This window comes from Bacteroidales bacterium (assembly GCA_017521245.1).
Taxonomy (GTDB): Bacteria; Bacteroidota; Bacteroidia; order Bacteroidales; family G3-4614; genus Caccoplasma_A.
Map to the genome: position 1 here is coordinate 1 of JAFXDI010000005.1, position 20079 is coordinate 20079.

Genomic DNA, 20079 nt, shown 5'->3' on the forward strand with positions numbered 1-20079 from the left:
TACTTCGTCTAAACGTGTTGTGCCGTTATAACTTACGTTTCCACCTGTGTATGCCGGATTGATGCGATATACCAATAGTCCCGATTGTGGCAGACCTGCATCAAATGTTCCCTCTTTTTTACGATACTCAACTACGAAGTACTCGTCTGAGCCTATCATCTTTATTTTGTATGCTATGTTCTCTTTTTCGGCTCCTCCTACGGGGTTCAGTGTGTATGTTCCCGGTTCGGTTATCTCGGGTATTTCATCTATCCATCCACAATAACGGTATTTTGTGTATGCCGACATCTGTTGTGGTACCAATAGGTTGTCTGCCATTAAGTCCCACTCGCCTACCGGGTTTAGGTTATCTGCTACGTGGTAGAGGTCGTATGTCCCCAACGAGTGCGACATCTCGTGGCATATTACTCCTGTATTGAATGGTATTGGTTCAAGTGATGCCCATCCGTTTGCATCATCAAATACCATTAGAAATCCTACAAGTTTTTTATCTTTTATATATACCGCTTTTTCATCGGGCAATGCCAAATCGGTGCGGTGTGGCCACAATAGGTGGCGGTTGCTTATCTCACTGCGTCCGCTTAATACGATACACATATTGTCTATTATGCCATCGTTGTTTGCATCAAGCACAACATCATCGGGCAAATTCTCTGACAGATATGATGCTATCTCTTTTACTAAGGCTTGTTCTCGTGCTGCTCGGTCAATCTCATCTTCGTATCCGTTTGGTGATACACTGCTTTTCTCTTTGTAGTAGTTACGCTCGTTCTTGGTTACGTACGACATTACTACATCGCCTTGTGGTGCTGGAAACATTGTGCTTCGCCATTGTAGTTGCCCGTATGATGCTTCGTAGAAATAGTTATATACCGAGTTTGCTCCTGCTGTATCATCGTTAAACATCTGATTGTATGTTGATGCTGAGAGTTCAAATGACTCTGAATTATCTTCTCCCAAAAAGCGTACAAAGCATACTATATTTGCCAACTCCCCCTTGTTCTTCTCTGTGGCACTTACGGGTAGGATTGTTACCATACTCATAACAACAAGTAGTGCCAATGTGTAAATCTTTTTCATATATTTTTTATTAATTTTCTGTTTTATTCTGCGAAGATAACATAAGATATGTGTAATATAAAATTTTTTTGTTCCTTTTATCGGATTTTTACATTCATAAACAAATTAGATATATAAAATTTTAGTTAAATATGTATAACTTTTTTAAGAAAATGGTATATAATCATTCAAAATTATTACCTTTTTTATATATTTGCGAATTATATTAGTAATATTATTGACTATTTATCAATTTAAATACTATGAAACATATATCACTATTGGCAGTTGTATTGGCTATATTTGTCTGTATGCCAAATGCAAACGCAAAGAGGAAGAGTAAGGATAGTAAAAATCCTTTGGAGATTGTTGTAAAGGATAGTGTTAGTGCCGACTATAAAAAGGTTACAAAGGATACTCAAAGACAAGAGGGATTATTTACTACTTTATATAATGCAAAAGAGGGCAAACTTTATTTTGAGATGCCCGACTCGGTGTTCTGCAAAACCTACATTCTCGCTAACCGTATTGCCGCAACAAGCAACACTAGAGATTTTGTGGCTGGTCAGATGGCTACTACTCCGCTGTTGATTAAGTTCTCAAAGGATGAGCGTAGAGTTTATATCCACGAAATTCAAAGTTCGGAACTTGTTTCGGATAGTGATCCTGTGAAACTTTCGTACGACAAAAACTTTTATGATCCCGTTATAAAAGGTTTTAAGATTGTGGCTGAGGATAAAGGGAATGTTGTTATTGATGTTACCGAGTTCTTTGGTACTAACGAAAAGTGTATCAGCCCCATTAAACAGGATAACCCATTGAGTAAACTCTTTGGCGGTGGCAACTCGCTTAAAGGTACTTTTGTTGGGGATGCTTCAGGTATTATAAGCAATAAGGTTTTCCCAAATAATATTGAGATTAAGAGCCGTCTTTCGTTTACTTTGTCGCTTATGAACGAGCCATACTCGGTTATTATGCACCGCTCGCTGTTTGCTCTTCCCGAAGAGCCTATGAATATGCGTTTGCAAGATAACAGGGTTGGTTTCTTCTACTCTGACAAGAGCATTTACACTACCGATGAAGATGGTGTTGAGGTTAAGACCTATATTCACCGTTGGCGTTTAGAGCCTAAAGAGGAGGATATGGAGCGTTACTTTGCGGGCGAGATTGTTGAGCCTGAGAAACCTATTGTGTTTTATGTTGACAACGCTTTCCCCGAGAAATGGAGAGGCTCTATTAAGCAGGGTATAGAGGATTGGAATGTGGCTTTTGAGGCTGCCGGTTTTAAAAATGCTATCAAAGCGGTTGACTATCCTGAGAACGACTCTACTTTTGACCCCGATGATATGCGTTACAGTTGCTTTAAATATGCGGCAACTGCTACGCCTAATGCTATGGGACCAAGTTATGTTGACCCTCGCACTGGCGAGATTTTGACCGGTGACGTTATATGGTATCACAATATCTTATCGTTGCTTCATAACTGGAGATTTGTTCAAACTGCAACTGTTGATGAGAAGGTTCGCACCCGAGTGTTTGATGACGAGACTATGAATGAGTCAATCAGATACGCTGCGGCTCACGAGATTGGTCACACTTTGGGTTTGATGCACAATATGGGGGCAAGTTACTCTTATCCTGTTGACTCGTTGCGTAGTGCTTCGTTTACTCAACAATATGGTACTACTCCAAGTATTATGGACTATGCCCGTAACAACTTTATTGCTCAACCAGGTGACGTTGAGAAGGGGGTTAAACTTACTCCTCCCAATTTGGGCGTTTACGATATTTATGCTATTAACTGGGGGTATAGATTAATTCCTAATGCAAACACTCCCGAAGAGGAGAAGGCTACTCTTGACAAATGGATTGCCGAGAAAGAGGGTGATGCTATGTTTGAGTTTGGCGCTCAACAATTCCTTGGCATTGTTGACCCCACTGACCAGACTGAGGATTTGGGTGATGACCATATTAAAGCAAGTAACTATGGTATCAAAAACCTTAAACTTCTTATTGAGAACTTAGAGGAGTGGAACAAACGTGAGGGTGAGAGATACGACAATATGGAAGATATGTACAAAGAGGTTGTTACTCAATATACTCGCTATATTCGCCACGTTATCCCCTACATTGGCGGTATCAGATATGAGGAGATCAGACAGGGCGATGGCAAAGCAACCTCGAAACACTACATTGACAAGGCTACTCAAAAAGAGGCTATGGAGTGGCTGTTGAATGAGGCTCGCACCCACAGCGAGTGGCTTACTCGTCCTGACCTTATTAATAAGTTGGAGATAAATCTTAATGCTAACGACAAACTTCAATCTACAATAATATCTGCTCTTATCAACTCGGCAGTGTTATATCGTATTCAGGAGGGTGGTATTGTTGATAGCAAAAACAACTATACTTTGGATGGTTACGTAAAGGATGTTACCAAAGCCATATTTATTGCTCCTAAGGGTGGCAAACTCTCGGCTGTGGAGCAAAATCTTCAGGCAACTGCTATTGATTTGATGATTAAGACTTCAGGTTTGAACGCATCAGGTGGCTCTGCTAAATCGTTTGCCGAGGTTGAAGAGAATATTGAGAATAGCGGTATCACTTGCTCTCACTGCATTAACGAAATGAAAGAGTTTGCCCGTATCAACTTTGGTTTGCCTACTCTATCGGCTAATCAGTTGGGTGCAATTATGACAGGCCGTCTTAACGATGTTCTTACTCTATACAAGAGTAGAGTTGCTTCTGCAACCGGCTCTACTAAAGATTTTTACAATTATCAAATTATTAAAATAGAGCGCATATTTGACAAATAAATAAAAACTTATATAATGAGAAGTAGGATATATATATTGATAGTGTCGCTTTTGTGCTTGGCTTCGGCTGTTACAGCACAAACCTCTACTGCAATTCTTAAGGGTAAGGTTACCGACCGCAGTGGAGAGCCTCTCATTGGTGCTCACGTTCAATGGAAGGATGCTAATAATGCTACTATTAGTGATATGGATGGTAATTTTACTATCCCTAAAACTGGTAAAGAACTTGCTGTTTCGTATCTTGGCTACAAAACTAAAATAACTAAAGTTGCCGATGGTACTAAAAGCGTGGTGGTTGCTCTTGAAGATGACGCTCAAAACCTCGATGAGTTGGTTGTTGTGGGTTATGGTGTTCAAAAGAAATCTTCGATAACCGGATCGGTTGAGACTATCAAGAGCGAAGAGTTGTTGAAAATTCCAACTGCCAATATTGATGAGGCTCTTTATGGGCAGGTTTCGGGTTTGAACGTTATGCAATCGACCGGTGACCCAAGTAGTGCCAAAGAGGCTGAATTGAATATTCGTGGTATTAATGGCGCTCCTCTATTGGTTATTGATGGTGTACCTCGTTTTGGTACTAATACAAGTGACGGAGAGATGCGTCTTTCGGACCTTAACCCCGATGATATTGAGAGTATCTCAATCCTGAAAGATGCGGCGGCAGCAGCGGTTTATGGTGCTCGTGCGGCTAATGGTGTTATCCTTGTACAGACTAAACGTGCACAGGGAAATCAAAAGGTGTCGGTTAACTATCGCGGTCAGATGAACGTGCAACAGGCTACTCAACTTCCTAAGTTCTTGGATGCCTACAACTTTGCACAGATGTTTAATAAGGCTGTTGATAACACTCCCGGTACTCTGATTTTACCTTACACTCCTGAGCAACTTCAACAGATTCAGAGAGGTACAAACCCAAATGTTTATGGTAACGAAAATCTTTTAGACTACTTGGATAAGACTGGTTATACTACTACTCATAGTGTTTCGCTTAATGGTGGTAACCAATGGGTGAAATATTATGTTTCGGGTGGTTACACTCACACTAAAGGTTTGTATAGTGGTGTGGGTAGAGACCGTTTCAACTACTCTACCAAATTGGATGCTACCCTTACCGAAGGTTTGACTCTTTCGTTGGATATTACTGGCTCAAGAAACAACAGCAAAAACTCAAGTTACGCAACGCTGGATGCTGCTTACGCTTTTGCTCCTACTCAGGTGTTGCGTTTTACTAACGATAAATTGGCAAGTATTGATGGTTCAAATCCTCTTGTTAATGTTTATGGTATGGGTGGTTATATTCAGGACAAAGCTAATATGAATACCATTACTGCCAACCTTCGTTGGGAGTTGCCTTGGGTTAAAGGTTTGGCTTTGTATGCTCGTGCTACTTTTGATAATAACACTCGTATTGAGAAGAGTTACGACAAACCTGTTGAGTTGTTTACATACGATGAGGCAACTGGCGAGTATTCAACAGACCCAAATACTGTTTATCCTACCGCAAAGGTTTCTATTGAGCAGATTGACCGCTTTACAAACAATCAACTTTATGAGGTGGGACTAAACTATAACAGGACTTTCAACGACAAACACGATTTGAGCGGTTTGCTGGTTGCCAACTACCAACGTATGCACAACCAATATATGATTGGCGAAAACCAGAACGCATCGGTTTATCCCGAGATTATTGGTACTGCTATTGATGCTCGTTTAGTTGGTAGCGAGACTAAAAACCAACGTGCTTCGTTGATTGGTCGTGTAAGTTATGGCTATGACTACCGATACTTCTTGGAGGCAAGTTTCCGTGTTGATGGCTCTACATACTTCTTCCCTGATAACCGCTGGGGATTCTTCCCTTCGGTATCGGCATCGTGGGTACTCTCTAACGAAAGATTCTTTAAAGATTGGGAGCAACCTGTAATCTCAAACGTTAAGTTCAGAGCATCTACCGGAGTTCTTGGTAATGACGGTATGGTTGGCGAATATTCATATCTGCTAAACTATATTGAATCTACCAGAGAGGGTTATAATATTGGCGGTAACTACCGACCCGGTATTATGATGTCAACAGGTAATTACCCAAATCCTGAACTTACATGGGGTAAGTCGCACGACTACAACATTGCTACCGATTTGGGATTCTGGGATAACCGCTTTGGCGTTACATTTGAGTATTACTGGAGATTTGAAACTAACAAAATTACATCTGCTCCATCGTACCTATACCCACCAACTACTGGTGTTAATGGTAATGTTCCAAGTATAAACTTTGCAAAACTTAAAGCGTGGGGCTGGGATTTGACTCTTAACCACCGCAATACTATCAGAAAGGTTAAATACGATATTGCATTTACAATGTCGCAACAAGAGGATAAGTGGTTAGATTATGGTGATGAATCGAGTGTTAATCCTAATCTAAGACGCGTTGGAAGAAGCAGTATGGTATGGACAATGTATGAGGCTGACGGATTGTTCACTTCGCAGGAGGAGATTGACAACCATAAACTAAATCAAGATGGACAAAACAACGCTACATTGGCTCCTGGTGATATTAAATATGTTGACCAAAACAACGATGGCGTTTTGGATACCAACGACTTGAAATATGTGAAGAACTCTTCAAATCCCAAATTCAACTTTGGTCTTAAATTGGGATTGAGTTGGAAAGGTTTGTTCTTTAATGCTCTGTTCCAGGGAGCAACTGGATACCAACAAAACATTAAAGAGATGTACACTCTAAACAGTGGCTCATTGCAACGTTTCCAAGAGTACCACATGGAGGAGTGCTGGAGTGAGGAGAACCCTGACGGAACTCTGCCAAGAGTTAAGTTTGCATCGGCAAATGACAATAACCGTAAAGAGTCAACTTTCTGGGTAAGGGATTGTAACTTCTTACGTCTTAAATCATTGTCGTTAGGATACTCTTTCCAACCTAAAGTATTGAAAAAGATGAAATTGAGTTCGTTCAGCATTGCATTACAAGGAAGCAACCTTGTAACATGGTCAAGCCTCTCGGATTTGGGAATGGACCCCGAATCGTTACGCGGCTACCCCGTTCAACGCTCATACGGAGTATCTTTAAGTATTGGATATTAAACTCTTAACCTATAAATTGAAAGTTATGAATATTAAAAAATATATTATATACGGAGTTATTGCAATATTACCATTTACATCATCGAGTTGTTTGTTTGATGATGCTCCTGTTGATAAAATAACTGACAACTACATCTGGGAGACTCCTATGTTGTTAGATGAATATGTTTTGCCTTGGTACAGGAATATGAATAACGGATTCTCAACATTTGTTCCTACCACAATTGCTCTGGTAAAAAGTTCATCGCGATACTATATGCCTTGGTTTGGAGATCAAATTGTTCCCTCTAAAACTGACTACTATAATGCTGGTTACGGCGACCTTTTAAAAGGGAACAATCAAGAGATAACCAACTGGGCTACCGTAAAATGGGCTAATTACTATACTCAAATACAAGCAATTAACCGATTGTTTGAGAACGAAGCAAAGATTGCCGCTGGTGAACATAAAGAGCGTATCTTGGGCGAAGCACACTTCTTTAGAGCATATTACTACTATATGTTATGGCGTCAATGGGGTGGCGTTATGTTGATTCACAAAACTTTTGACCCTCTTAAAGAGAATACTAAATTTGCAAGAGCTTCGTACAATGAAATGGTTACTGCCATTGTTAACGATGCCAAAGAGGCTGCAAACAGACTACCCGCCTACTATGCGTCAACAGATGCAGGTCGTATAACAAAAGGTGCTGCCCTTATGCTTATTGCCAAAACTTATATGTGGGCTTCGAGCGAATATTACCAAAACAAGAGTAACGACTATTTAGGCTTCACCGATGACCAATCTCAAGCAATGCTTGAGAAGGCTAAAAAGGCTTACGAGGATCTGTTTGAACTTAACCAATATAGTTTGGTGCAAATTGCAGGAACTTCGCTTGAGGAGATTAAAAAAGAGTATCGTAATATATTCCTTACAAAGAATAGTCAGGAGTCAATCTTAGAGGTGCAACACTCTAACGATGGTAACTATGATACTGGATATGGTCATAAACTTGACCGCGATGCTGCCTCTCCTTTCTTTACAGGTACTATTGCGGCTTATACTCCTACTCAAAACCACGTTGATGAGTATGGTATGAGAGAGGGGTATGTTTATGATAAAAACAACCCATACGAGGGTAGAGATTACCGCTTTTATGCGAACATTTTGTATGATGGCTCGGTTTATAACGGTCACACAATGGATATTCACTACATGCGTACTGGTAACACCGAAGTTGCTGGAGAGGACTTAACTCAGTATGGCGAGAGCGAAACCGCGGCTTACTCTCGCACTGGTTACTATATGGGTAAATTTGTTGATGAGACTCAAAAGATTGATAAGGATGAGACTTACGCAAGTAAGCAAAACTATATCATCTGGCGTTACGCAGAGGCTCTGTTGGATTACGCAGAGGTTATGTTCCGCTTAGGTGACAACGGAACTGCACTGGCAAAAGTCAACGAGGTGCGTACAAGAGCAAAAATGCAACCTCTCCCCTCTCTTACCTGGGAAGAACTTGTTAACGAACGTAGAATTGAGTTGGCATTTGAGGAGACTACATATTGGGATATGTTCCGCTGGGGCGTAGCCGTTGAGAAGATGAATGGTGCGACTAACCCTATTAAAGCAATGAAGATTGTTGTTAATAGTGCTAATGGTCAAACAAGATATACTATCTCAAATATGAACCGTTTCCCAAAACGTGTGAGATATTTTGAGGAGAAACAATACTACCTTCCTATCCCTTGGGATGAAATTCGCTACCATGGCGTTGTTCAAAATCCGGAGTGGAGAGAGATGTAGTTTTTTAAATTAGGAATTGGTTCGTGGCTTCGCCACAATTAGGAATTAGGAGTTAATTCCTCATTCCTAATTTCTCATTCCTAATTAGAGCAAAGCGAATAATTAATTAATTTAAATAAAAAATGCTTATGAAAAAAATTTTTACTTTAATGCTTTTAGCAATGGCTTGTACTTTGAATATACAAGCACAAGAGTATAACCTATTTGACCCGGCAGATGTTGATGCTGACGGTTGGTTATGGTTTGATACCGACGAGAAGATTGAGAAATACGTTGGTATATGTAATGAGGAGGATTATAAGATTGATCCCGATGGCAAACTTATTCAAATGGTGTATGCCGATATTATGCCCGACTATCCTGCCCCTTATGCAGACTCTTGGTTTGTAGGTGCTGGTACTGATGGAGAGGTTGGTTCAGATGGCTCATTAACAGGTGCTATTGTAATAAGTGCTGCTTCTAGTATGATGAGTACCAATGGTGGTGGTATTGCAGTAATGATGCCCTCTTGTAAAACATTCAGCCTTTGCTTGTCTAAAGACGGAAGAGCAATGGTTAGAATGTTGGCATCAAAAGATATAGAGACTACATTTACTGACTACTATGTAATATCAGCTGCATACGCAAGTATGTTTAAACCTTTGTTTAGAAGTGGTATTTATACTTGGACAGGGATAGAGACTCTTGATAACGGAAATGATGGTGCTTGGAATATGCAAACCAATGAACCTTTATACGCTTATCTTCAAAATGTAAATAATGCAGAACTTTGGGTGCATGGTATAAAGGTTACTACTTCAACCGCTCCTGCTGGTATTGAGGAGGAGAGTGTTGCTGGTAAAGATAAAATCTTCTTCTTTAACAACACTATTTCACTAAACGAAGAGGCTCAAATTGAGGTTTATAACGTTGCTGGTGTTTTGGTTGAGAGTGCGTTTGCTTCAAGACTATCTCTTAACGATATGAACAACGGTATTTACCTTGTTAAGGTTGGTAACAACACTCGCAAAGTTGCAGTTAAGTAAGTTGTTAGTTGTTGGCTAACGCCACCCCGTTGGGGTAGTTAACAAGCACTTGCTTGTTGAATCTGCTCACGCTCGGCAAAGTTTAAGTAAACTTATTTTGCCCTCGCTTACCCGCAGATTTGTTAGTTGTTAGATAAACAAAGGTTTGCACGAAAATGCAAACCTTTGCTGTTGTTAGGGGATTAAAGAGTTGTTAGTTTTTAGTTTTTAGAACTAAGATAACTAAGTTTTTTTATTGAACCAATTAGGCTAATTGGACAGACAGAGCATACTCTGTCCCTACTGCCTTGAGATACTCTTTTCTTACGGACGTGACAGGCATTTTTAGGTAATTACATTGTAATTAAAATTGACTAAATGTCAATTTGTACCTTAAAATGGGGAGTGCAGTACCCTGCACGACGGAGGGCACGTCCCTACTACTGGGGTGGCTCGTTTCCTGTCTACCAGACGGGGAAAGTAACTTTAAAATAAGACCGCACCATTATAAAACAGAGTGGAAACCCCGAAGTTTGCGGGATATAGTGTGAGGACTGTTTGAGCGAAGCGAGTTCCGCAACACCTCGCAAACTTTGGAAAGGTTGGAACGGCAAATGAGTTTTGACTGAGGGATGTTTACTCCCGAACAAAAAAACGAATGACTGTTTTATACGGGTGGCGGGAGTTTTTGTAACTTTTTGCGGTCAAAAAGTTTATAAAAAATATTATTTACATAAACAAAGGTTTGCACGAAAATGCAAACCTTTGCTGTTATTGGGGGATTAAAGAGTCGTTAGTGGAAAGGTTATTAAGATGACTAGGATAACTAGGGTGACTAAGGTAACTATGTTTTATTATTGGACTTATTAGAACAAAGAAATGGATTACCGAAGGAATCCATTTCTTAACTGATTAGTTGTTAACAAACAACTAATATCTAATTGCTGATAGTTAAATCAAACCACACCTTGTGCCATCATAGCTCGGGCAACCTTCATAAATCCTGCTATGTTTGCACCCTTTACGTAGTTGATATATCCGTCTGGCTCTGTTCCAAACTTAACGCAGTTTTGGTGTATGTCTTTCATTATGGTACGCAAGCGGGCATCTACCTCCTCGGCACTCCAAGATATGTGGGCTGAGTTTTGACTCATCTCTAATCCTGATACTGATACTCCTCCTGCATTGGCTGCCTTGCCTGGTGCATATAGCAGTTTGTGTTCTGTGAACAACTCAATGGCTTCAGGTGTACATCCCATATTTGATATTTCGCCTACACACATTACTCCGTTGTTTATGAGGTTTTGTGCATCTTCGCCATCTAACTCGTTTTGTGTTGCACATGGGAGTGCTATATCGCAAGGTACTTCCCATGGGCGTTTACCCTCTACAAATTTAGCATTGGGGAATCGGTCGGCGTAGGGTTGGCATATATCGTTGCCACTTGCACGAAGAGTGAGCATATACTCAATCTTTTCGCCACTTATACCCTCTTCATCAAGTATGTATCCGTCAGGGCCTGATATGGTTATTACCTTTGCACCCATCTCAACAGCCTTTCGGGCTGCTCCCCATGCTACGTTTCCAAATCCGCTTATGGCAACTCGTTTGCCCTCTATGCTCAAGCCTTTGTTTGTGAGCATCTCTGAGACAAAGTATAATGCTCCATATCCTGTTGCCTCAGGGCGTACAAGTGAGCCTCCATATTCAAGTCCTTTGCCTGTGAGCACTCCGTTAAAGGTGCGTGTAAGTTTTTTGTATTGTCCAAATAGATAACCTATCTCTCTTGCTCCAACGCCGATGTCTCCTGCAGGGATGTCGGTTTCGGGACCAATGTAACGGAACAACTCATTCATAAATGCTTGACAGAAACGCATTATCTCGCCATCGCTCTTTCCGCGTGGAGAGAAATCGGAGCCTCCTTTTCCTCCTCCCATTGGCAGGGTTGTGAGTGCATTTTTAAATGTCTGCTCAAATCCTAAGAATTTCAAGATTGAGAGGTTTACCGAAGCATGAAAACGCAATCCGCCTTTGTAGGGACCTATTGCACTGTTAAACTGTACTCGGTATCCTGTATTTACTTGTACCTCGCCTTTGTCATCTACCCAAGGTACTCTGAATATTATAACCCTCTCGGGCTCGACCAACCTCTCTATTAACTTTGCTCGTTCAAACTCGGGATGTTGATTATAAACCTCCTCTATTGAACTTAACACCTCGCGTACCGCTTGAAGGTACTCTCGCTCACCCGGATGCTTGGCTTCGAGTTGAGCCATTAATCTCTCTAAATTCATAGTTTAGTCTGTAAGGGTTAATATTTTATTAGACCAATATTGGTCTGATGTGTGATTCTTGTTGGGTTTTATTCCTCTGGAGCAAACATCGGATCCCATGCGGGAAGCATTATTGGCTCTTGTTTCATTAGTTCCATTACGTCAGAGGGTACATATTTTTTCTCTACTACCAAACGGAACATATACTCATTAAACCACTCATCTGTCATAATCAGGTTGCCTTTGTATCCTGAGTTCTCGCCCCAACTATTCTCTACCATCCACTTTTTGGGTGTGCCTTGCTCATCCAAATCAACAGCAATAAGTGTCATTGCGTGAGTTGAGCCACTTGCAAAGGTTTGAATACGCTCTTTCTTGTTCATTGGGAATGTGGTGCGGAATAGTGATGCGTAATCGGTATTATTCAAATCGAGTGTTCCTTTTTCTTTGCTCCAGAATTTGCGAACATCGCAAGAGAAGTACATTGCTGTGTTATCTTTTATTGAGGCTATTGCCATCTCTTTTATCTTCTCTATTGGTAGGTTTAGATATAGCCAGTTCTCTCCGTCATATACGTGGCGGTCGAGGTCTATCTCATATACCTTATTATACTCGCGTGAGGGATCGTTCATAACCATTATATAGTTATTCTCTAAGTCCTCGCCTATATACTCATCGTAGAAACTCTTTGGAGTGTATGTTTTTGTGCTTACGGCATTACCATCCTTGTCGTAACGAGTCCACTCAAACTCTGTTGGGGGAACTCCTACACACTCTGCCAATATTCTGTAAATCTCGGTTAGCATCTTTGTTTTTGCAGCCATTGCACTCTTCTCGCTCTTCTCGGCACGAAGCGCCAATGCAAACTCTCTTAGTTTAAGTTTTAAGATGTTTCGCATCTGCTCTGTGTTGTTGCTTTGGTAGGTCTCTGCCATTGCACTTTTGGGAACTACTCCATATTTCATTATAAGGTTTGATACTCCTGTAAATTGTCCGCCATCGCCTATTGGATTTTTCATTAACCACTCTACTTGGCGTGACTCTATTGCCTCGTTTTTAGTGTCGATGATTGCTTGAAGGAATAGGTTTGATTTCTCTAACAGATCATAGAACGACAGATAGTTGTGTGAGAATACCATCTCGGGAAGGTCATATTTGTCTATCATCTTTGCACGTAACACGTTAAGACCTGTAAACAACCAGCAACGACCTGATGATAGTTGGTTTGTTATTCCTTTTGTTTTTACTCTATGTGAGAAGTGAGTGTCGCACATTGACAAGTTCTCAGAGTTTACGCTCAACTCCGATATAGGGTTAATGGCAAGAGCATTGCGTACTGCCTTTTGCTCGGCACTTCCTGTATAACCTTTGCTTATCTCTTGAAGCATATCCTGCGATATACCACCTCTCTCATTTTGTGCTGATGCTCCAATTATTGTAGCACCTAAAACCAATGTCAGAATGATTTTTTTCATAGTTATTTGTTTTATATTATTTCTATTACTTGTTTTGCGAAGATAGCAATTTTACTGAACAGATACTATTTTTAATAGTAAAAAAATACTAAAAGGAGAGAAGTGTGTTAAAAGTGTGCTATTACGTTTATTTTATTTACAATTTAGTAGATGTTGCCTAGCAAAATATCAATTTTTATAACTAATTTTGCACTCGAATTTTAAACTGATTTCAAGAACATTATAGAATAATGGATAAAATAACAGAAATTACCGCTTCGGCTCTTAACGCCCTTTACGGTATAGATAAAGAAAATCCTGCAATTCAGTTGCAAAAGACTAAAAAAGAGTTTGAGGGTAACTTAACTCTTGTGGTGTTCCCTTTCTTAAAGGCTTCTAAAAAATCGCCTGAGGCTACCGCTACTGAAGTTGGAGAGTGGATGGTCGCCAATTCTGATTTAGTATCAGGGTTTAATGTAGTTAAAGGTTTCTTGAACCTTTCAATTGCTGGAAACTCTTGGATTGAGCAACTAAACGCAATAGCAAAAGAGGAGAAATATGGTTTTACTCCTGTTACCGAAGAGTCGCCTTTGGTAATGATTGAGTACTCTTCACCAAATACAAATAAACCATTGCACTTAGGTCACGTCAGAAATAACCTTTTAGGTTTCAGCCTTTCGCAAATTCTTGCCGCTGACGGAAATCGTGTTGTTAAAACAAATATTGTTAACGACAGAGGTATTCATATTTGTAAGTCGATGTTGGCTTGGCAAAAATGGGGCGAGGGTGTTACTCCCGAAAAGGCAGGCAAGAAAGGCGACCACTTGATTGGCGACTTCTACGTTTTGTTTGACAAACACTACAAAGCTGAGGTCAAAGAACTTGAGGCTAAAGGTATGACCAAAGAGGAGGCTGAGGCTGCTTCGCCTTTGATGGCTGAGGCTCGCGAGATGCTACGCCGTTGGGAGGCTGGTGATGAAGATGTTCGCTCGGTATGGCGTATGATGAACGAGTGGGTATATGCCGGTTTTGATGAGACATACAAACGTATGGGCGTTGATTTTGATAAGATATACTACGAATCAGAGACATACCTTGAGGGTAAAGATAAAGTTCTTGAAGGCTTAGAGAAGGGTATTATGTACCGCCGTCCCGATGGCTCGGTTTGGGCTGACCTTACAGGCGAAGGTCTGGATGAGAAACTTTTGCTTCGTGCCGATGGTACTTCGGTTTATATGACTCAGGATATTGGTACTGCCAAACTTCGTTTTATCGACTTCCCTATCGACAAGATGATATATGTTGTTGGTAATGAGCAAAACTACCACTTCCAGGTATTGTCAATTTTGTTAGATAAACTTGGCTTCTCTTGGGGTAAGGATCTTGTTCACTTCTCGTACGGTATGGTTGAGTTGCCTGAGGGTAAGATGAAATCTCGTGAGGGTACTGTGGTTGATGCCGACGACCTTATGGATGAGATGGTTGCAACTGCTCGTGAAACATCGGCAGAACTTGGCAAACTTGATGGTTGCTCGGCTGAGGAGGCTGCGACAATATCGGAGATGACTGGTTTGGGTGCTTTGAAATATTTTATCTTGAAGGTTGACCCTCGCAAGAATATGACATTCAACCCAAAAGAGTCAATTGATTTTAACGGTAATACAGGACCTTTTATTCAATATACACACGCTCGTATTAGTTCTGTTTTGCGTAAAGCAGCAGAGAGCGGTATTGAAATTCCTACTCAAATAGATGGCAATGTTGAGATTTCGGAGAAAGAGGTTTCTCTAATTCAACGCTTGGCTGAGTTCAAGAGCGTGCTTAAAGATGCAGCCGCTACTTACAGCCCTGCACTTATTGCAAACTACACCTACGATTTGGTTAAAGAGTATAACCAATTCTATCACGACTTCTCAATCCTTCGCGAAGAGGATGAGAGCAAACGTGCCTTCCGTTTGTTGCTATCGGTTAATACCGCAAAGATTATTCGCAACGGTATGAAGTTATTAGGCATTGATGTTCCTGAGAGAATGTAGTTTCTTGAAAGAGTAAAGAGTAATTAGTAATAAACAAAGGTTTGCATTTTCGTGCAAACCTTTGTTGTTATTGGGGGTTAAAGAGTTGTTAGTGGTAAGGTTAATAAGATGGCTAGGATAACTAGGGTGACTAAGGTAACTATGTTTTGTTATTGGGCTAATCATTAATTTAATAAAAGGGGATTAGGAAATTTTAATAAAGAAATTTTTCCTTATTTATTTGTTTTATATCTAAAGCAAATATATTTTTGCAAAATATAAACTTAAATCATTTAATAACTCCCACAAAAAAGAGAAAGGAGTACACTATGAATAAAAAACTTAAAATTCGCGATTTAACTCTTCGTGACGGTCAACAATCACTATTCGCTACCCGTATGACAGGGGAGCAAATTAATCAAGTTATTGATATATACAAAGAGGCTGGTTTCTATGCTATGGAGGTTTGGGGTGGTGCAGTTCCCGACTCTGTTATGCGTTACCTTGATGAGAGCCCTTGGGTTAGATTGAGTTCAATAAGCAAAGTTATTGAAGGCAGATCGTACCTTACTGCTCTTTCACGCGGACGTAACCTCTTTGGCTATGCTCCATACCCCAATACCATTATTGATGGTTTCTACAAAGAGGCTGTTAAACAGGGGTTGGGCATTATGCGTGTGTTTGATGCTCTTAACGACCTTAACAATGTTAAGAGTTCTATTGAGAAGATAAACGAGGTGGGCGGTATTGCCGATGGTGCTGTTTGTTACACCGTTGATCCTAAACCTGCTCAAAACAGAGAGCCTGAGAAGGTTGGCTTCTTTGCTCGTTTGTTTGGCAAGAAACCTGCTCAAGTTGTTGAGGAGAAGATTTTTACTGATGAATATTTTGTTGAGAAGGCTAAGGGTATGGAGGCTATGGGTGCTAAGATTATCACTCTTAAGGATATGGCTGGTTTGGTTAATCCTGCCCGTATTGCTACTCTTATTCCTAAACTTAAAGCGGCTGTTAATGTTCCTATCGACTTCCACACTCACTGTACTCCAGGTTATGGTTTGGCATCTTCGTTGATGGCAGTTATACATGGTGTTGATATTTTGGATACAAATATCTGGTACTTTGGTGGTGGCTCAGCGGCTCCTGCTTTGGAGTTGATTTATATCTTCTGTAAAAAGTTGGGTGTTGAGGTTGAGGCTAATATGGAGGCTGTTGGTAAAATCAGAGCAAAACTCGAAGGTATTCGCAAAGAACTTGCCGCCTACGACCTTGTTAAGAGTTTCCCAATAACTTTTGACCCATTGACTGATACTATCCCTGCTGAGATTGATGCTCAGTTTGATAAAGCTATTGAGGCTGCAAAAGCTAATAACGAGGAGGAGTTGTTAAATGCTTGTCATGCTATTGAGGCATACTTCAACTTCCCTAAACCAAACGAGATTGTTAAACATGCCGAGGTTCCCGGTGGTATGTATAGTAATATGGTGGCTCAACTTCGCAGTCTTGGTGCAGAGGATATTCTTAACGATGCAATGGCTCTTATCCCTGAGGTACGCCGTGCTGCAGGTCTTGTGCCATTGGTTACTCCTACATCGCAAATTGTGGGTAGCCAAGCTGTAAACCTTGCTCTTGACCGCAAGAAAGGCAACCCTGACTACACTATGGTTACAAACCAGTTTGTTAATCTTATAAAGGGTGAGTATGGCAAGACTCCTGTGGCTATATCTCCTGAGTTTAGAGAGAAGATTACGGGTAGTGCCGAAGAGGTTCCATACGATATTGCATCTTATAAAGCACCCGAAAATCCTGAGTTGGCGGAGTTTGGTGGTGTTAAACTTGCAAAAGATGATAACGACTATCTTCTTCTTCAACTATTCCCTGCTGTTGGTGCTACATTCTTAAAGAACAGACGTGCTGAGGAGTTTGAGGCAAGCAAGCCTAAAGTTGAAGAGGTTGTTAAGGAGGAGCCTGAGGTTGAGGAGGAGCCTATCACTGGTCCTACTGTTACAATTCCTATGGGTGGTACAGTGCTTACTGTTGCTGTTAAACCCGGCGACACCGTAAAACGTGGCGATGAGTTGTTTGTTTTTGAGGCTATGAAGATGGAGAACAGCATTATTGCTGAGCGTAATGGTGTTATTAAACGTGTTTTCATTGAGCCTGGACAAGTTATTGCTACTAACGCTGTTCTTATAGAGTACGAGAAATAGGGAGGTGAGAGAGATTGAGATTACCGATGACGGTTCGGCAACGCTTTATGTTAAAGAACTTGATGAACACTATCACTCTGTAAAGGGTGCTTTAACAGAGTCGGAACATATCTTCAGGGATTGTGCCTTTCTTTACCGTAGCAAAGGGGAGAGGGTGAGAGTTCTTGAAGTTGGTTTTGGAACGGGATTGAATGCTGTTGTAACAGCAATGGCTACCAACGCGGAGCATCCTGTTCACTATATCTCAATCGAAAAATATCCTGTTGATTGTGATACTCTCTCGCAACTTAAATATGGCGAGATTGTTGATAAAACTCTATATGACAAGATTATAGATGCCGAGTGGAACAGAGAGGTGGAGATTACACCTTTCTTTACCCTCGAAAAGATAGAGGGAGATTATCTTACGGATAGTCTCCCCTCTTTTATTGATGTTATATACTTTGATGCCTTTGCTCCCGAGAAACAACCCGAAATGTGGACGAGAGAGGCTTTTGAAAGGCTCTATGCCTCAGCCAGCATCGATGCCGTTTTAACTACCTACTGTTCAAAAGGTGTTATCCGCAGAATGTTGGCAGATATTGGCTTTAAGGTTGAACGTATTGCTGGCCCTAAGAACGGCAAGAGAGAGATACTAAGGGCTACAAAAAACAAATAGAATCAGTTTTTATTCCCTGTAATAACAAAAGAATCCTATTAAACAGACTTTCATCTGTTTAATAGGATTTTTCACTTATAAATCATTTTATTAAAAATTATGGAGTATAGTTGTTTCTATAAATTGAAACTCTGATTTTTAGAATTTATATGATCCTCCTACTCCCCATGCAAAGCGTGAACCATGATTGTGAACCAATTGACCTTTAAGTTCTGTGTAAACAGCCCAATTATCATTAATGTCATATTGGAAACCTCCTCCAAGATTTACACCCACACAAGTGGTATTTGCTTTGTATCCGAAATATTTAGCGGTATAACCTAAAACTGTGAAACCTGCCATTGGATATGCTCTCATTCCTTTACCAAAGAAGAATTGATAGTGAGCATCAACATTAATATCCCATGAACTCATTCCTTTGTTTTTGAAACCGTAATCGAACGATGCCGCCAAACGCCAAGGATCGGTGATGCTGTAAGAGAATTTTGCTCCTAATCCTGGGTTAGTGATGCCTTGCCCTGCTCCAAGCATAAATTGGGCACTTGCTGCCATCTCTCCTTTTTGTGCGTACGTTCCTAAGGCAAACACACATAAAACTAATGTGAATAAAATTTTCTTCATATATTTACTTAAATTTTAAGTTATAAACCAAATCTCAAAAGAGATAATAATTTAATATTGTTGGGACATTGCCTCTATCGCCGCTAAAACGTAATCTTTTGAGTCTCCTTCAAATAGATCAGTTTGATCAATTGTTACTTTATTTCCGTTTCTGCTAATAACTTCATCTTCACAAGTTTCTACAAAAGCGTTTGCAAAATCTCTACTTGAAAAAGTACACTCACAAATAGCTCTTGTACACAAGTCATTATCATCAAAAGTCAAAGTATATTTTGCTACATATATCCCATTATTAACTGTCAAAGAGACTGTTCCATCGGCATTTTCGCCTCCGCTTATTTCTTGATCAAAATCTCCTCCTCCGTTAACGTATATATTATCGTTATCTTCATCTTCTCCTCCGCAAGATGTAAATGCAAAACTGATACTCAATGCCGCAAATGTTACCAACACTAAACGGCTAAAAATTTTCATCATTTTCTTCATAATTGATTTGTTTTAATGTTAAATATTAATATAATTGTTTTCCTTCTATAACCTTAATTCCGCAACACTTTGATTTAACTTTATTTATAAGTACCTGAACAACAAAAAGTTGCTCAGGATTTTGCCATGTCAGAATTTTCACTTACCTTAGTGTTGCGAAAAGAAGACAAGCAAAACTCTAATATGACATGGCAAAGATACAAATTAAATCTGAGAAACTCACTCCTTTTGGAGGAATTTTTTCGATTATGGAGCAATTTGATGCTCTTTTAGCTCAAACCATAGATTCCACCTTGGGATTGAGATGCACTATGTTTGGTTATCAATATAGCGAGATTCTACGCTCTCTGATGTGCGTATATCTTTGTGGCGGCTCATGTATTGAGGATGTTACAACTCACTTGATGAAACATTTGTCTCTTCATCCAACTCTTCGCACTTGCAGCGCAGACACCATATTGCGTGCTATCGAAGAACTGACTTGTAAGAACATCACCTATAAATCTGCTTCTGGCAACTCCTATGATTTCAATACTGCAGACAAGATGAACTGCTTATTGATCAAAGCCCTGCTTGCTACTGGTCAATTGAAATCCGGTCAAGA

General features: G+C 40.3%; 13 protein-coding genes. 8 read left to right on the top strand and 5 right to left on the bottom strand.

The features are described from left to right. On the bottom strand, positions 1-1080 hold a 1080-nt coding region (locus IKK64_01905; protein ID MBR4118815.1), incomplete at its 3' end, for a M6 family metalloprotease domain-containing protein. A 242-nt stretch (positions 1081-1322) separates the two neighbouring features. On the opposite strand from IKK64_01905, the gene IKK64_01910 reads away from it, so the two are divergent. The 4 genes from IKK64_01910 to IKK64_01925 all read left to right on the top strand — a co-directional run bounded on the left by IKK64_01910 (position 1323) and on the right by IKK64_01925 (position 9782). After that, positions 1323-3875 (top strand): zinc-dependent metalloprotease, encoded by a 2553-nt coding sequence (locus tag IKK64_01910; protein MBR4118816.1) that lies wholly within the window; start codon positions 1323-1325, stop codon positions 3873-3875. A gap of 15 nt (positions 3876-3890) precedes the next feature. After that, positions 3891-6971 carry a TonB-dependent receptor gene (locus IKK64_01915; protein MBR4118817.1) on the top strand — a complete coding sequence of 1027 codons (3081 nt, stop codon included), beginning with the start codon at positions 3891-3893 and terminating at the stop codon, positions 6969-6971. A gap of 25 nt (positions 6972-6996) precedes the next feature. Next, positions 6997-8757: a RagB/SusD family nutrient uptake outer membrane protein gene (locus IKK64_01920; protein MBR4118818.1), complete on the top strand. Its 1761-nt coding sequence runs from the start codon at positions 6997-6999 to the stop codon at positions 8755-8757. A 128-nt stretch (positions 8758-8885) separates the two neighbouring features. Beyond that, a complete protein-coding gene (locus tag IKK64_01925) occupies positions 8886-9782 on the top strand; it encodes a T9SS type A sorting domain-containing protein (GenBank protein ID MBR4118819.1) in 897 nt (298 codons plus the stop codon). Between the two features lie 935 nt (positions 9783-10717). On the opposite strand, the gene gdhA is transcribed toward IKK64_01925, so the two are convergent. Continuing rightward, a complete protein-coding gene (gdhA, locus tag IKK64_01930) occupies positions 10718-12055 on the bottom strand; it encodes an NADP-specific glutamate dehydrogenase (protein ID MBR4118820.1) in 1338 nt (445 codons plus the stop codon). A 68-nt stretch (positions 12056-12123) separates the two neighbouring features. Next, complete coding sequence (locus tag IKK64_01935; protein MBR4118821.1) at positions 12124-13509, bottom strand: C1 family peptidase; 1386 nt, start codon at positions 13507-13509, stop codon at positions 12124-12126. Positions 13510-13739: 230 nt separating this feature from the next. Between IKK64_01935 and IKK64_01940 the strand changes: the two genes are divergently transcribed. The 3 genes from IKK64_01940 (at position 13740) to mnmD (ending at position 18368) form a co-directional block, all read left to right on the top strand. After that, positions 13740-15524: an arginine--tRNA ligase gene (locus IKK64_01940; GenBank protein MBR4118822.1), complete on the top strand. Its 1785-nt coding sequence runs from the start codon at positions 13740-13742 to the stop codon at positions 15522-15524. 308 nt (positions 15525-15832) lie between these two features. Beyond that, positions 15833-17710 carry a carboxylase gene (locus IKK64_01945; GenBank protein ID MBR4118823.1) on the top strand — a complete coding sequence of 626 codons (1878 nt, stop codon included), beginning with the start codon at positions 15833-15835 and terminating at the stop codon, positions 17708-17710. Positions 17711-17714: 4 nt separating this feature from the next. After that, entirely contained in the window at positions 17715-18368 is a 654-nt protein-coding gene (mnmD, locus tag IKK64_01950; protein MBR4118824.1) for a tRNA (5-methylaminomethyl-2-thiouridine)(34)-methyltransferase MnmD, read from the top strand. Between the two features lie 138 nt (positions 18369-18506). On the opposite strand, the gene IKK64_01955 is transcribed toward mnmD, so the two are convergent. Both IKK64_01955 and IKK64_01960 read right to left on the bottom strand, forming a co-directional pair. Next, positions 18507-18989: an outer membrane beta-barrel protein gene (locus tag IKK64_01955; protein MBR4118825.1), complete on the bottom strand. Its 483-nt coding sequence runs from the start codon at positions 18987-18989 to the stop codon at positions 18507-18509. 51 nt (positions 18990-19040) lie between these two features. Next, positions 19041-19466, bottom strand: coding sequence for a hypothetical protein (locus IKK64_01960; GenBank protein MBR4118826.1), 426 nt, complete (start codon positions 19464-19466; stop codon positions 19041-19043). 197 nt (positions 19467-19663) lie between these two features. Here IKK64_01960 and IKK64_01965 point away from each other — a divergent pair. Next, the coding region (locus IKK64_01965; GenBank protein ID MBR4118827.1) for an IS1380 family transposase at positions 19664-20079 on the top strand (416 nt) is incomplete at its 3' end.